Origin of the sequence: Sphingomonas sp. CCH5-D11 (assembly GCF_001557395.1) — a bacterium.
Classification (GTDB): Bacteria; Pseudomonadota; Alphaproteobacteria; order Sphingomonadales; family Sphingomonadaceae; genus Sphingomonas.
Genome location: NZ_LSKH01000113.1, coordinates 1 through 14,690, shown reverse-complemented (window position 1 = coordinate 14,690; position 14,690 = coordinate 1). Strand labels below are relative to the sequence as shown.

Sequence of the window (14,690 nt, the reverse complement as noted above, 5' to 3'; positions counted from 1 at the left end):
ACCCACCCCCCTCCCGCCGTTGCTCCCGATCAACCCTGATATTGCGCCGCGCCTGCATTCGGATAGCATTGCCGCACAGGAGAGGCGGCCATGACCGATATTGAGACGCTTGCCGCGTCGATCGAGGGCAATCTGTGCGTCATCCGGCTGCAACGGCCCGATGTGCTGAACGCCTTTGATTACGACATGCTGCTCGCCTTTCGCCGCGCGGTGGACGATGCCGCGGCCGATCCGCGCGTCTTCGCCATCGTCGTGACGGGCGCCGGCCGCGCCTTTTGCGCCGGGATCGACGTGTCGCTGCTGGAGCGTGCGGCGAGCGGCGGGGCGACGGGCGCTGGGGACGGGCTGCATCGGCCGGAAGGACCCGCGCTGTTCGCCTTTCTGCTGCGCACGCCCAAGCCGGTGATCGCGGCGGTGAACGGCATTGCGGCGGGCGGTGGCTTTGTCCTGTCGATGATGTGCGACCTGCGCTTCATGGCTGCCGACGCCAGCGTCACCACCGTTTTCTCGCGCCGCGGGCTGGTGGCGGAACATGGCATGAGCTGGCTGCTCCCGCGCCAGCTTGGCACCAGCCGCGCGCTCGATCTGCTTTGGAGCTCGCGCCGCGTCGGGGCGGAGGAGGCGCTGCGGCTTGGCCTGGCCGATCGGGTGGCAGAGCCCGATGCGCTGCTCGGCGCCATCCGCGCCTATGTCGATGACATGGCCGCCACCGTGTCGCCGCGCGCGATCGCGACGATCAAGCGCCAGGTCTATGATCATTGGGCGCAGGATTTCCTCGCCGCCTCCGTCCAGTCCGAGCAGTTGATGCAGGCGGCGCTCGCCCATCCCGACGCCGCCGAGGGCGCGCGCAGCTTCATCGAGCGGCGCCCGCCGCGCTTCCAGCCTCTGGGGGAAAGCCAGCCATGACCGACTATCGCACTATCCGCCTGACGGTGGCGGGCCGCGTCGCCCGGCTCACCTTTGCCCGGCCCGAAGCGCGCAACAGCCTGACGGGCGAATCCGTGCTGGAGATCCAGGACGCCGCCGCCCGCGTCGCCGCGATGCCCGATATTCAGGTGCTGGTGGTGCGCGGCGAGGGACGGGATTTCTGCCCCGGCGCGGACGTGAAAGGCTATAACGCTGCCGATGCCGGAAAGGGCGACGCGCCGCGCGCCGAGCCCGCCGCCCCTTCCCTGCTGCCCTATCAGACGACCGTGCTGCTGCACGAAATGCCGGCGGTGACGATCGCCGCGATTCAGGGCGGCTGCGCGGGGGCGGGCTTCGGCTGGGCCTGCGCGTGCGACATCCGGGTGTGCGACACGGGCGCACGGTTCAACACGGCCTTTCTCGACGTGGGCGTGGCCGGCGACATGGCGGTGCCCTGGCTGCTGCCGCGCATCATCGGCGCGGGCGTGGCGCGCGACCTGTCCTTCTTCCCGCGCAAGTTCGACGGGGCGGAGGCGCATGCCATGGGGCTCGTGTCGCGTCTGTGGTCGCCGGATGCGTTCGATTCCGAGCTGGAGGCGCTGGTGGAGCGGCTCGCCGGGGCCGCGCCGCTCGCGCTCAAGGCGCTGAAATCGCACTATGTTCAGGCGGAAACATTGGGGCTGGCCGATTATGTCGCGGTGGAAAGCGAGCGGCACCATGCGCTGTTCGCGACCGAGGACCGGGCCGAGGCCTTCGCCGCCTTCGTGGAAAAGCGCGCCCCGCGCTACGCCGGCCGGTGACGGGCGTGGCTGACCTGCGCCTGCGCCAGATTGCCTTCGCCGCGCATGACATGGAGCGCGCGGAGGCTGAGCTTCGCGCCGCCTTTGGATTGCCCCCCGGCTACAACGATCCCGGAATCATCCATTATGGCCTGCGCAACACCGTGCTGCGAACCGGCGGCGATTTCCTGGAGATCGTGCAGCCGGTGCGCGCGGAGGCGTCCGCGGCGCGCTACCTCGCGCGGCGCGGGGGCGATGCCGGTTATATGGTGATCTTCCAGGCGGCGGATGCGCTGGGGCATCGCGAGCGGACGCGGGCGCAAGGTGCGGCGATCGTCGACGTGCTCGACGGTGCCGAGCATCAGGCAACCCATTATCACCCGCGCGATTTCGATGGCGTGCTGGTGTCGATCGACGCCGCGCCGGGCGTGGCGGACTGGCGACGGCCGGACAGCTTCTGGCACCCCGCCGGGCCAGATTGGCAGGCGGCGGATCCCGGCGCGGTGCAGGGCATCGCCGAAGTGACGATCGCCAGCGCCGATCCTGCCGCCACCGCCGCGCGCTGGGGCCGGATGATCGACGCAGAAGCACGCGAAGCGGCGGATGGCTGGCGCATCGACCTGCTGCATGACGCCGCCGTGCGCTTCGTTTCGGCCACGAACAGCGCCGCGCCGGGCATCGCGGCGCTCGCGCTTTACGTCGGCGATCCCGATGCGGTGCGCCGCCGCGCCGAGGCGGCCGGCGTGCCGATCAGCGGCGACGCCGTGATGATCTGCAACGTGCCCGTGCGCCCCCTCGCATCCGCCTGAACGCTGCGGGACCCGCCAGGCAGCCAACCGGCCCCGCTCGTGGAGAGCCTGTCGAACTACGTGTCGCGGAAACGATGGCCCCGTGCGACGAGCCGTCACCCCCGCACGGGAACTCTGCCGTTGACTCGGCGACAGGTTCGGCGGAACCTCGCCCGCGATCGAACCGGCACAGACCGGTGCGGCAGGAGAGTGATGATGGCGACGGCCTTACGCCCACCAGCGGCGGCGCCCGCAGCGTCCCCGCCCGTTGACGCGACGCGCATTCCCGAACCGGCCCGGCAGCAGCTGCATGACGAGGGCTGGTGCGTCATCCCCGACGTGATCGACCCTGAAACCACCAGCGCCGCGCTCACCCGGCTCCACGCCGCCGCCGCCCGCAGCGAGGCGCAGGGCATCGCCACCTTCATGCCGGTGCTGGATCCGAACGCCAGCAACGTGCGCGTCTTCTACCTGCTGGAACATGATGCGATCTTTCGCGACCTGATCCGCCACCCCGCCGCGCTGGCGCTGGTGCGCGCGGTGCTGGGGCGGCAGTTCCTCATCTCCAACTTCACCGCCAATATCGCGCGGCCCGGCGCGCGATCCATGGCGCTCCATTCGGACCAGTCGATCGTCGTGCCCGAGCCGTGGAATGCCGCCTGGGCGATCAACATCATCTGGTGCCTTTCCGACGTGCGCTTCGAGAACGGCGCCACCCTGTTCATTCCCGGCAGCCATCGCTGGCGCACGCATCAGGACGTGCCGGCCGACGCCAAGGCGCGGCTGCGCCCGTTCGAGGCGCGGGCAGGCTCGATCGTCGCGATGGACGGGCGGCTGTGGCACACGTCGGGCGCGAACATCACCGCGGATGAGGAGCGCGCCTTGCTGTTCGGCTATTACAGCAAGGCATTCCTTCGCCCGCAGGTGAACTGGAATGCGGCGCTCTCGCCCGAAACGCAGGCGGGGATCGACGGCGAGCTGTTCGATCTCCTTGGCCTGGGGGTCACCGCCAACACGGGCGAGGCGAAACATATCAACCAGCAGGAGCCACGCGCATGAGGAAAGTGCCCGCGCTTCATGCCGAGGTGTTGCCGGAAACGGTCGTTCATGCCGAACTGGCGCCGGTGATCCCGCCGCCGACGCGCGATCTGGCGCAGGGGCTCGCCAATATCGCCGAGTACGGCCTCACCATCGTGCCGGACGTGCTGACCGGCGACACGCTGAAAGAGACCCGCGACGCGCTCTATCGCGCCGCCGCGTCGGATCGGGCGCGCGGGCGCGAGCAGAAGTTCGGGCTCGATTACGCGCATGACGACAGCAATCAGCGCGTGTGGAACGTGCTGAACCGCGATCCTTTGTTCGAGGATTTGGCGTTTCATCCGCTCGCGGTGGCCTATGTGAAGGCGCTGCTCGGCTGGCCCGCGCTGCTGGGCAACCTGTCGGCCAACATCACCGGGCCAGGCGGCGGGGAGATGATCCTCCACGCCGACCAGATCTTCGTGCCTGAGCCCTGGGCCGCCGAGCCGCAGGGGCTGAACGTTGCCTGGTGCCTGGATGATTTCACGGAGGCGAACGGCGCGACCCGCTTCGCGCCCGGCAGCCACCGGCTGAACCGCGCGCCGACCGCCGCCGAGGCCGACACCGCCACCGTCCCGATCGAGGCGCCGGCCGGCTCCATCGCGATCTTCGAAAGTCGCGTGTGGCACAAGACCGGATTCAACCGGACGACGGACCAGCATCGCGCCGGCGTGTTCGCCTGGTACACGCGGCCGATCTATCGCACCCAGGAGAATTGGTTCCTGTCGCTGCGCCCGGAGATCCGCCAGTTCGCCAGCGAGGATGCGCTGGTATTGCTGGGCTATCGCGCGGAGGGGCTTGGCCTCGTCAACGGCGCCTCGCCAGCGTAACGGGCGCAGCGCCCGGTCATTTCGAGGCCGACGCGCGCGGGAGCGCCGCGATGGCGCGTTCCACAGCCTCGGCGCCGGCGGGGGAAGCGGTGGCGAGTTCCAGCGGTCGGCCGCCGAGCGCGGCATGGGGCGTGTTCAGGAACTGGCGCGCTGCCTCCGAGCCCAGCCGGTCAAAGGCGATCCGCACGATCCGCCCCTCGCGCGCCACTTCATCGCCCGACAGGCGCGAGGCCACGCGTGCCGGCCTGAACATGCGGCGCGGCCGGGAAGCGGCGGGCGTTTCTGCTGCCGAGGCGGCGTCGCTCGCACCCGCGCTCACGCGCGCATCCCTCCGCCGCCGGGCTGGCGCGGGACCGGTTGCGGTGCGATCGTCTGAGGTGCGACTTTCTGTGGCGCCATCGTCTGGGCCTCCTGGATCCGCCGGGCATAGCCATTGGCCAGCTCCAGATGCGCATGGCGCGCTTCCACGCTGGCGGCATTGGCGGCGCGTTCCAGAGAGATCTGGTGGCGCTGAAACAGCTCGTTGAGGTCCATCGGACATCTCCACACGTAAGCGGGAGCACGTTTGGTCTCTCAGCCACCGGCGCCTACGGATCGGAACTGCCGGCGGTCTTGATTATGTGGGTGTCAGAGCCCCTTTTCGCAAGATCTGCCGCTGCCCGGTGGAGGTGCGGCATTTTTGCGTCAGCCGCCGGAATTTACCATTCGGGAGGGACCTTAACACCGATCAAACGTTAGAATGTCGATGACTGACAACCGGATCGTGGCTGTGGGACTGTTGACCCAGAAGGACCTTGAGGTCCTGGGTACCGGGTTCACGCGCGCCTTCCCGGTGGAGGACATTTCCGGCTTCGAGGACGTGCTGGCGCGGCTCGACCAGATCGAGGCGGTGCCCACCCGGCCGGAGCCGCGCCACACCCGTTAAGCGAAGCCCCGTTCAACCAGACAGGGTCGGCGACCCTTCAGATAAAGGGACGCGATGGACATAGAGGTGAGCGCAAGCGGCGGAATGGTCCGGCTGGGGTTCGGCGCCCCGGTGTTCCTGACGCCAGAGGAAGCCCATGCGCTGACCACCCGGCTGGTGGCGGTCCTGGCTGAACTTGCCGAGCCGATGCGCGCGCCGGATCGATGCCAGCGTCCGCATCTGGTGCTGGTCGCATCGCGCGATGCCGCTTCCCCGCCCCCTTCCCCGTCCGACACGCCGCCTCCCGCGCCGCAGCGCACCTGAGACCATCGCCGCCCGGCGTTCCGCCGCGCCCGTCGCGCGGGCGGGGCGGTGCGTCGCGCCGGCATCAACAAAGCGTTTGACCTTTGGCGGGCCGGCCCCCTAGCCGGCGCCTCCTTTTCACGCTTGTCCGGCCCCAAGGCACATGCGCCATTACAGACCCTGTTCCTGATGCCGACCCGCGCCGCCTGGGATTATATCCGCCCCGACGCTGGCCGGGGGCTGCAATCCAAAAGCGCCATGGGTCACCCGGATGCCTGCATCGCTGTCGCACCGGGTCGGGCAAAAGGCTGGATCCATGGCTGAGGTTCTGATCGAGATCTGCGTCGACAGCCCGGAGGGGCTGATCGCCGCCATGAAGGGCGGGGCCGATCGCATCCAGCTGGCCTCGTCGCTGGCATTGGGCGGCCTCAGTCCCTCGGCCGGGCTGCTGGCGCTGGCGCAGGAATGCCCGCTGCCGGTGCGTGCGCTGATCCGCCCGCGCGAAGGCGGCTTCACCTATGACGCGCGCGAGCGGCTGGCGATGTTTCGCGATATCGACGCGGCGCGCGCAGCGGGGCTGGAGGGCGTGGTGATCGGCGCGCTGTCGCCGGCGGGCGGGCTGGACCTGGCGCTGCTCGAGGCACTGGTTGCCCATGCCGCCGGGCTGGAGGTGGGATTGCACCGCGCGGTCGATCTGCTGCCCGATCCCGCCGTCGCGGTGACGGCCGCCGCCGATCTCGGCATCGCCACCATCGCGACCGCCGGGGGGGCGCGTGTCGCGAAGGAGGGCGTGGCGACGATCAAGGCGATGCAATGGCTGGCCGGGGAGCGGGTGGAGATCATCGCCGCGAGCGGGATCCATCCGGGCAATGTCGCCTCGCTGGTAGCCGCGACCGGAGTGCGCGCCGTTCACGCCTCCTGCTCCCGCCCGATCCGCAACGCTTCGCCCCGCGCGATCGAGTTCGGCTTCGATTCCGAACTGGCGCGGGTCACGGACGAGGCCGAGGTGGCCGCCATGCGCACCGCGCTAGGCCGCCCTGCCCCCGCTTTCATCACCTCGGCCTCGGCCGCAGCGGAAGGCGGGCTCCCGCGGGATCCCGCCGCCACGCTGATGCATGCCGAAGCGGCAGAGGCGCCGGACGTGGTCGCGCGACTGGTGGATCGCACCCAGGCCGTGATCGCGCGCATCGCCGCCCGGCTGCGCGATCGCCCGCCGCCCTTCATCGTCACCTGCGCGCGCGGCTCGTCCGATCACGCCGCAACCTATGGGAAATATCTGTTCGAGACGATGACGGGCATTCCCGTCTCCTCGGCCGCGCCATCGGTGTCCTCGATCTTCGGCGCGCCGCTTCGCGCCCGGGGCGCCTTGTGCCTCGCGATCTCGCAATCCGGCCAAAGCCCCGACCTGCTCGCCAGCGTCGCCGCCTATAAGTCCGCCGGCGCCTTTGTCGTCGCTTTGGTCAATGACGAAGGCTCGCCGCTCGCCCATGCGGCGGACGAGGTGCTGCCGCTGTGCGCCGGGCCCGAGCGATCGGTCGCGGCAACCAAATCCTGCATCGCTGCGCTTGCGGCGCAGGCGTCGCTGGCCGCCGCCTGGTCGGGCGACGATGGGCTGCAGGCTCGCCTCGCCGCCTTGCCGGAGGCGATGACGCGCGCCTTTGCGCTTGACTGGCACGCGGCGCACCTGCCCCTGCTCGGCGCGCGCAACCTGTTCGTTCTCGGCCGCGGCTATGGCTTTGGCATCGCGCAGGAGGCCGCGCTCAAGTTCAAGGAAACCTGCGGCCTTCATGCGGAGGCCTTTTCCGCCGCGGAGGTCCGGCACGGCCCGATGGCGATCGTCCGGCGCGGCTTTCCGGTGCTCGCCTTCGCCACGTCCGACGTGTCCGGCGATGGGGTGCGCAGCGCAGCGGTGCAGTTCGCCGAGCGCGGCGCGCAAGTGATGCTGGCCGATGCCGCCGGCGAATGGGCGGCGGGCGGCAACCTGCCCGCGATCGCCGCCGCGCCCGCGCTGGAGCCGATCCTGATGCTCCAGAGCTTCTATCGCCTGGCGAATGACCTTGCCGTCGCGCGCGGCATTGATCCCGATGCGCCCCCGCACCTAAAGAAGGTGACGGAAACGCGATGACCGGCATCATCTTCGACAACGGCAGGATCCTTACCGGCGATGGTGCGATCGCCGGGCAGCTGTGCGTGGCGGACGGGCTGATCGCGGAGCACGCACCCTCGGGCGCGACCCGCATCGATCTCGCCGGCGGATGGCTGCTCCCCGGCTTCATCGATACGCAGGTGAACGGCGGCGGCGGCGTCCTGTTCAACGACGATCCGGGCGTGGAGACGATCCGCCGCATCGGCGCGGCGCACACCCGCTTCGGCACCACCGCCTTTCTGCCGACGCTGATCTCGGACACGCTGGACCGCGTGGAAATGGCGATGCGCGCCACCGAACAGGCGATCGAAGAGGGCGTGCCGGGCGTCGTGGGCATCCACATCGAAGGGCCGTTCCTCAATCCGGCGCGCAAGGGCACGCACGATCCCGCCCGCTTCCGCCAGCTCGATGCGGCGGCGATCGCGCTGCTCGGCAGCCTGAAGCACGGCCGCACGCTGGTGACGCTGGCGCCCGAAATGGGCACGCCCGACGATATCGCCGCGCTGGTCGCCGCCGGGGTGATCGTTGCCGTGGGGCACAGCGATGCGGATTATGCCACCGCCGTTCGCGCGTTCGCGGCCGGGGCGACCGGCGTCACCCATTTGTTCAACGCCATGTCGCCGCTGCATCACCGCGCGCCGGGCGTGGTGGGCGCCGCGATAGAGAACCAGCGGATCTATGCCGGCCTGATCGTGGACGGGCACCATGTCGCGCCGGCCGCCCTGCGCATCGCCCTGGCCGCCCGTCCGCACGATCGCTTCATGCTCGTCACCGATGCCATGTCGCCGGTCGGCACCGATGCGACCAGCTTCGAATTGCAGGGCAAGACGATCCGCGTGGAGGACGGCGCCTGCGTGGAGGAGAATGGCACGCTTGCCGGCTCCGCGCTGGATATGGGGACGGCGGTGCGCAATGCGGTGACGATGCTGGGGCTGGACGTGGCCGACGCGGCCGGCATGGCCGCCACCGCGCCCGCCGCCTTCCTGTCTTTGGCCGATCGCGGCACGCTGCGTCCCGGCGCGCGCGCGGATCTTGCCTGGCTCGATCCGGATCTGAATCCGCGCGGCACGTGGATCGCCGGCACCCGCGTTCACGGCGACTAGGGTTCAGGCCGACAGCTGCGCCAGGCTCGCCGCCAGTTCGTCCTTGCGGAACGGCTTGGTCAGGCGAAGCAGGTCCGGGCCGACGTCCTCGCGCTCGGCAAAGCCCGACACCAGCAGCACCGCCATGTCCGGCCGCTGCCGCCGCGCCGCGCGGGCCAGCTCCGCGCCGGTCAGGCCGGGCATCAGGTGATCGGTCACCATCAGGTCGAACGGCTCGCCCCGGCTGATCCGTTGCAGCGCCTCCTCGCCGGAGGCCGCCTCGGTGACGCGATAGCCAAGGTCGACCAGCATGTCCGCGGTGGTGATCCGCACCGCTTCCTCATCGTCCACCAGCAGCACCTGCCCGCCCGCGGGGCGCGCCGGCACGTCCGGCCGCGCCGCTTCCACCCGCCGCGGCGTCGCCGCACTGCGCGGCAGCCACAATTCGACGTTGGTGCCCCGCCCGGGCCGGCTCTGGATCGTCAGCGCCCCGCCCAACTGCGACGCGAGCCCATGAACCATGGACAGGCCCAGCCCGGTTCCCTTCCCCACGCCCTTGGTGGAGAAGAACGGCTCCACCGCGCGGGCCAGCGTCGCCGCATCCATGCCGCTGCCGGTGTCGGCGACAGACAGGCGCACATAATGGCCCGGCGGCAGCTTGGCGCGGTGGCCGGCGCGAACCGCCTCCGCCGTCGCCGCGATGCGCAACGTGCCGCCATCGGGCATGGCGTCACGCGCATTCACGGCGAGGTTCAGCAGCGCCATTTCGAGCTGGTTCGCATCGCATTCGGCGGCCGGCACGTCCGGCTCGGCATCCACCACCACCTTGATGTTCGGACCGGTGGTGCTCGCCACCAGATCGCCCATGCCCGAAACCAGCTCCACCACGTCCACCGCCACCGCCTGCAACGGCTGGCGACGGGCAAAGGCGAGCAAGCGCTGCACCAATGTCTTGGCACGGTCGGCGGACTGGATCGCGCCGGCGATCAGCCGCTGCTCACGCTCCGTGCCGATGCCGCGACGCTGCAGCAGATCCAGCGAACCGACGATGGGGGCGAGCAGATTGTTGAAATCATGCGCCACGCCGCCGGTCAGCTGGCCCATGGCCTCCATCTTCTGCGCCTGGCGAAGCGCCTCCTGCGCGGTCGCCAGCTCGTCCCGCCGCTCCCGCTCGGCCGTCACGTCGCGCGTCACGCAATATAGCTTGCCGCCCTCGGGCACCGCGACCCAGGACAGCCACCGCCACCGGCCCTGCCGGGTGCGATACCGGTTCTCGAAATGGAGCACGGCATTGCCCTGCTGCAGGTTCCGAAAGGCATCGCGCGTTTCATCGCCATCATCCGGGTGAACGAAATCGAAAAAGGGCCGGCCCTCGATCTCAGCGATCGGCCAGCCGAGCGCCTTGTGCCAGGCCGGGTTCACCGCATCGAACACCGCCGTTTCCAGGTCCACCACGGACAACAGGTCGATGCTGTGCTGCCACACCAGGCCACGCTCGCGCGAGCGCTGGATCACCTGATCCTCCAGCTCCGCGTTCAGCGCGGTCAGCGCCTGCTCCGCCGCCTTGCGATCGTTGATGTCGACCGAGGCGCCGAACCAGCGCACGATCTCCCCCGTCTGCGGATCGCGATACGGCTCCGCGCGGACCAGGAACCAGCGATATTCGCCCGCCGCCGATCGGATGCGGTGCTCGGTCTGGAAGGTGGTGCCGGTGCGCCGCGCCTCGTTGAACGCGGCCATGGTGCCTGCCACGTCATCCGGGTGCAGGTGATCCGCCGACACCTTGGCTGCGTTGGTCGGCGCATGGGCTGCGCCGGTATAGTCCCACCAATGTTTGTTGAAGAATTCCGCCTGCCCGTCCGCATCGGTGATCCAGGTGATCTGCGGCACGGCATCGGCCATCAGGCGGAACCGCATTTCGCTGTCGCGCAAGCCTTGCTCGGCGCGCACCCGCTCGGTCGTTTCGGCCAGGATGCACAGGACGCCGGCGGGTTGGCCGGTCTCGTCCAGCACCGGGGAATAATCCAGGTCCATCCACACCGGCTCGGACACGCCGTTGCGATACAGGGTCAGCTGCTGATCACGATAACGCAGCGTCCCGCCCGCCAGCCCGACCTTCATCACATGATCGTTGAAGTCGGCCACCTCCAGCCAGCCTTCGCGCACGCGGGCGCCCATCAGCTCGGGATGGCGCTGCCCGGCGAACAGCGAATAGCTGTCGTTATACAGCATGATGCCTTCCTCGCCCCACAGCATCACCATCGGCACGGCGGCGCGCAGCAGGATGGAGGTGGCGGTGCGCAGGCTGGCGGGCCAGGCGCGGATCGGCCCCAGCGGCGTCGCGGACCAGTCCCGCGAGGCGATCATCCGCCCGCACGCGCCACCGGCAAGCAGGCTGGTCTGAAACGCATCCGTGTCAGCTTCGGCCAAAACTGCCTCGTTCATTGAAACTCAGGACCAGGAACGCATCAGCGTGGCGATTGGTGGCGGGGCGCTTGATAGCAGCGGGCGGCCACCTCCGTTCCCCTGACCAGCCTGTACGATCAAGGTGTCAAAAACGAATAGCGGAAATTCAGGCGTGATCGTTGTGCGCGGCACGCGCCACAGATAACGGCTGCGATCAGTTCTCATTAGCAGGCATTCGCCGAATGTCTGCCGGGCGTATCAAAGCATGCAAGGGGGCGTCGTCATACCCGGCCAACGGTCGCGGCTGCACGGCTGTGCCCGCACCGGGGGGAAATGATGAAGTTGAACACCATCCTATATGCCACGACGGCGCTGTCGCTCACCGTCGTGATGCCGCAGCAGGCCAGCGCCGCACAGCAGAAGGATATCAGGGCCGCGTCGAACGCCGGGGACAAGGACATCCCGTCGGACATCGTCGTGACCGCCACCGGCTATGAGCTGAATGTCCGCGAGGCGCCCGCGACGGTGTCGGTCATCACCGAAAAGGAGATCCGGCAGCGCTCCTACACCGACATCACCGATGTGCTCGCCAACATTCCAGGCGTCCACATCCAGGGCGGCGGCGTCGAACAGTCGATCATGATCCGCGGCATGAGCTCGGATTACACGCTGTTCCTGATCGACGGGAAGCGCGTTCAGGACAATCAGGCCTTCGGGCTCAATGGACAGCAGGCCGGCACGCCGATCAACTTCCTGCCGCCGCTCGACACGATCGAGCGGATCGAGGTGATCCGCGGGCCAGCGTCGTCGCTGTACGGGTCGGACGCGATCGGCGGCGTCATCAACATCATCACCAAAAAGGTTCTGAACGATTTCGGCGGCAGCGCCACCGCCGAATATATCGCGGCTGGCCCGGGCAATGATGTCACCAAGGATGGCTTCAACGGCAGCTTCGCCCTGAACGTGCCGATCCTGCGCGACCGCCTCTCGCTTCAGGTCACGGGCGGCCTGCGATTGCAGCAGGAGGCCGACTTCGTCGGCGGCGGCGATTCAGCTGCCGCGGATCCCGATTTCGAGCGCCGCAACATCGCCGGCAAGCTCGGCTTCCGCCTGGATGATGCCAACACCTTCACCGCCGGCATCGGCCACACCATTCAGGAACGGACCGCCCGCCCCGGCCGCAGCCTCGCGCCGACCGCCGCGCGTACCTACAGCAAGACGCTGCGCGACAATTACTTCCTCACGCATGAGGGCCAGTATGGCGCGGCGGTGTGGAGCAGCTACGTCACTTACGACACCTCTTCGAACCCGACGCGGATCAACGCGACGACCGGAAACGGCATCGAGTTCGATACACTGGTGGCGAACAGCCAGGTCGCGGCATCGATCGCCAATCACAAGGTCGTGGGCGGGGTGAATTTCTTCCACGAGAAGCTGCAGGACGGCGCGACCAACGGCCTGAACCTGCCGGGCTTCGTCGTCCCCACCGACATCGTGACGATGGATCGCAAGCAATATGCAGCGTTCCTGGAGGACAATTGGGAGATCATCGACGATCTTTCCCTGCTGCTCAGCGGGCGCGTCGACCACAGCGACGATTTCGGCACGCGCTTCAGTCCAAAGGCCTATGCCGTGGTCAACCTGACGGAGACACTGACGCTGAAAGGCGGAGTGACGCGCGGCTACAAGGTGCCGAGCCTGCGCATGGCGGCAACCGATTTCGGATCGACCTCGATGGGCGGGGTGATCATCGGCAACCCGGACCTCAAGCCCGAGATCACGACCAATTACGAGATCGCCGCCGCGTACGTGAACCCTGACCTTGGCCTCTCAACCAGCCTGACCGCCTACAAGAGCGACTTCAAGGACAAGCTGCTGCGGACCGGCCGGATCTGCGCGCAGAACACCATCTGTGAATATATGGGCACCACCTATCCCGCCCATCAGTTCGGCTACACTTCCTACATCAACGTCGACACCGCGGAGCTGAAAGGTGTCGAGTGGACAGTGGACTGGAAGCTGGTGCCCTCGCTTCGCTACCGCCACAGCTACACCTATGCGCAGACCGAGCAGACCTCCGGCGTGAATGCGGGCAAGCCGCTGAACGACATTCCAGAACACATGTTCAACGCGTCGCTCGACTGGTCGGCGACACGCGCGCTGCGCTTCTGGGGCCAGTTGAACCATCGCGGCCGAACATCGGGACGGACAGTGAACTCCAGCGGCTCGGGCACCAATGACTTCCGGTATCCGGCCTACACCTTCTACAATCTGGGTCTTGGATATGATCTGACGCGGCAGATCGTCCTGAACGCCGGCGTCTACAATCTCACCAACAAGCAGGTCACGCCCGAGGACGGCTTTGCCTATGTGCTCGACGGACGCCGCTTCAGCGCCTCGGTCAACTTTCGGTTCTAAGGGGGAAGCAACATCATGACATCACGAAGCATGTTCGCGGCAGCAGCCGCCATCGCGCTCGCCTTCAATGGCCTGACCACACCGGCCCTGGCGCAAGGCGTCACCGTCCCGCACGCAAAGGGCGAAACCGTTCTGGCAAGCACACCGCGCCGCGTCGCCGTGTTCGACCTTGCCACGCTCGACAACCTCACGGCGCTTGGCGTCGATGCGGTCGCCGGCGTGCCGAAGGGCGCGGGGGGCAAGGGCAATTTCCCACCGCACATCGCGCGCTATGCGGATGCGTCATACCAGAATGTCGGCACGTTGTTCGAGCCCGACACGGCGGCGCTCACCGCGCTGAAGCCCGACCTGATTGTCGTCGGTGGCCGGTCTGCGCGCAAGTACGCGCAGATGCAGGCGATCGCGCCGACCATCGACCTGTCACCGTCACAAAAGAGCCTGGCGACCACGGCGATCGAGAACACGCGGACCCTCGGCCGGGTCTTCGGCGTGGAGGATCGCGCCGCGACGCGCATCGCCGAGTTCGAGGCGAAGCTTTCGGCGCTGCATGCGCGGGCGAAGGGCGCGGGCACCGGGCTCGTCCTGTTCGTTGCCGGCGGCGGCGCCATGGTTCACGCGCCCGGCGACCGTTTCGGGACGGCCTACGACTTCATCGGCATCCGTCCGGCGGTCGCACCAGCCGCCCCGACCGCGGCCGGTCCGCGGCCGGAGGCAGGCTCGCCGGAGGCCGAGGCAGCGGCGCGCGCACGCGATGCGGCGCTCCAGGCGGGCCTCGCAAGCGATCCGACATGGCTGATCGTGCTCGATCGCGCAGCGGCGACCGGCGCCCCGCCCAGCCCGATCGCGCAGCGGCTCGCCGCCGATCCGCGCATCGCGGCCAGCGCCGCATGGAAGGCCGGGCGGGTGATCTACCTTGATCCGAAGAGCTGGTACCTCGTCGGGCCGGGGATCACTGCCCTGTCCAAGAGCGCCGAGGATACGCTCGCGGCCCTCACCGACGCCCGTTGAACGCCGCAGATTGACGCGCGCCGCAGGCGGGGATCACCCCGCC

The 14,690-nt window shown here is 68.7% G+C and carries 14 protein-coding genes; 11 read left to right on the top strand and 3 right to left on the bottom strand.

What is annotated here, in order from left to right; all coding sequences use genetic code 11:
- The first annotated feature begins 90 nt into the window (after positions 1 to 90).
- The 5 genes from AX702_RS07630 (at position 91) to AX702_RS07610 (ending at position 4,380) form a co-directional block, all read left to right on the top strand.
- A complete protein-coding gene (locus tag AX702_RS07630) occupies positions 91 to 906 on the top strand; it encodes an enoyl-CoA hydratase-related protein (RefSeq protein WP_066778217.1) in 816 nt (271 codons plus the stop codon).
- Entirely contained in the window at positions 903 to 1,706 is an 804-nt protein-coding gene (locus tag AX702_RS07625) for an enoyl-CoA hydratase/isomerase family protein (RefSeq protein WP_066778216.1), read from the top strand. The genes AX702_RS07630 and AX702_RS07625 overlap by 4 nt, the downstream gene beginning before the upstream one ends.
- Positions 1,707 to 1,711: 5 nt before the next feature.
- On the top strand, positions 1,712 to 2,494 hold the full coding sequence (locus tag AX702_RS07620) for a VOC family protein (RefSeq protein ID WP_156455397.1): 783 nt from the start codon (positions 1,712 to 1,714) through the stop codon (positions 2,492 to 2,494).
- A 195-nt stretch (positions 2,495 to 2,689) separates the two neighbouring features.
- Positions 2,690 to 3,532: a phytanoyl-CoA dioxygenase family protein gene (locus AX702_RS07615; RefSeq protein ID WP_197420528.1), complete on the top strand. Its 843-nt coding sequence runs from the start codon at positions 2,690 to 2,692 to the stop codon at positions 3,530 to 3,532.
- Positions 3,529 to 4,380 carry a phytanoyl-CoA dioxygenase family protein gene (locus AX702_RS07610; protein ID WP_066778210.1) on the top strand — a complete coding sequence of 284 codons (852 nt, stop codon included), beginning with the start codon at positions 3,529 to 3,531 and terminating at the stop codon, positions 4,378 to 4,380. Before AX702_RS07615 ends, AX702_RS07610 begins: the two co-directional genes overlap by 4 nt.
- Before the next feature lie 16 nt (positions 4,381 to 4,396).
- Here the strand turns inward: AX702_RS07610 and AX702_RS07605 are convergent, their stop codons facing one another.
- Together AX702_RS07605 and AX702_RS07600 are read right to left on the bottom strand one after the other, a co-directional pair.
- Complete coding sequence (locus AX702_RS07605) at positions 4,397 to 4,699, bottom strand: antitoxin Xre/MbcA/ParS toxin-binding domain-containing protein (RefSeq protein WP_156455396.1); 303 nt, start codon at positions 4,697 to 4,699, stop codon at positions 4,397 to 4,399.
- Positions 4,696 to 4,914 (bottom strand): hypothetical protein, encoded by a 219-nt coding sequence (locus tag AX702_RS07600; protein WP_066778204.1) that lies wholly within the window; start codon positions 4,912 to 4,914, stop codon positions 4,696 to 4,698. The genes AX702_RS07605 and AX702_RS07600 overlap by 4 nt, the downstream gene beginning before the upstream one ends.
- Positions 4,915 to 5,125: 211 nt before the next feature.
- Here AX702_RS07600 and AX702_RS07595 point away from each other — a divergent pair, with 211 nt between their 5' ends.
- The 4 genes from AX702_RS07595 to nagA all read left to right on the top strand — a co-directional run bounded on the left by AX702_RS07595 (position 5,126) and on the right by nagA (position 8,836).
- Positions 5,126 to 5,305: a hypothetical protein gene (locus AX702_RS07595; RefSeq protein ID WP_066778221.1), complete on the top strand. Its 180-nt coding sequence runs from the start codon at positions 5,126 to 5,128 to the stop codon at positions 5,303 to 5,305.
- A 54-nt stretch (positions 5,306 to 5,359) separates the two neighbouring features.
- Positions 5,360 to 5,608 (top strand): hypothetical protein, encoded by a 249-nt coding sequence (locus AX702_RS07590; RefSeq protein WP_066778202.1) that lies wholly within the window; start codon positions 5,360 to 5,362, stop codon positions 5,606 to 5,608.
- Positions 5,609 to 5,903: 295 nt separating this feature from the next.
- Positions 5,904 to 7,712, top strand: coding sequence for a copper homeostasis protein CutC (locus AX702_RS23805; RefSeq protein ID WP_197420527.1), 1,809 nt, complete (start codon positions 5,904 to 5,906; stop codon positions 7,710 to 7,712).
- The gene (nagA, locus tag AX702_RS07580; protein ID WP_066778200.1) at positions 7,709 to 8,836 is read left to right on the top strand and encodes an N-acetylglucosamine-6-phosphate deacetylase; all 1,128 of its coding nucleotides are present in this window, start codon (positions 7,709 to 7,711) and stop codon (positions 8,834 to 8,836) included. Before AX702_RS23805 ends, nagA begins: the two co-directional genes overlap by 4 nt.
- Before the next feature lie 3 nt (positions 8,837 to 8,839).
- Here nagA and AX702_RS07575 read toward each other — a convergent pair whose 3' ends face one another.
- Complete coding sequence (locus AX702_RS07575; RefSeq protein ID WP_066778198.1) at positions 8,840 to 11,260, bottom strand: PAS domain S-box protein; 2,421 nt, start codon at positions 11,258 to 11,260, stop codon at positions 8,840 to 8,842.
- 297 nt (positions 11,261 to 11,557) lie between these two features.
- Between AX702_RS07575 and AX702_RS07570 the strand changes: the two genes are divergently transcribed.
- Both AX702_RS07570 and AX702_RS07565 read left to right on the top strand, forming a co-directional pair.
- On the top strand, positions 11,558 to 13,639 hold the full coding sequence (locus tag AX702_RS07570) for a TonB-dependent receptor domain-containing protein (protein WP_231731769.1): 2,082 nt from the start codon (positions 11,558 to 11,560) through the stop codon (positions 13,637 to 13,639).
- Between the two features lie 15 nt (positions 13,640 to 13,654).
- Positions 13,655 to 14,647 (top strand): siderophore ABC transporter substrate-binding protein, encoded by a 993-nt coding sequence (locus AX702_RS07565; protein ID WP_082746130.1) that lies wholly within the window; start codon positions 13,655 to 13,657, stop codon positions 14,645 to 14,647.
- Positions 14,648 to 14,690: the final 43 nt, after the last annotated feature.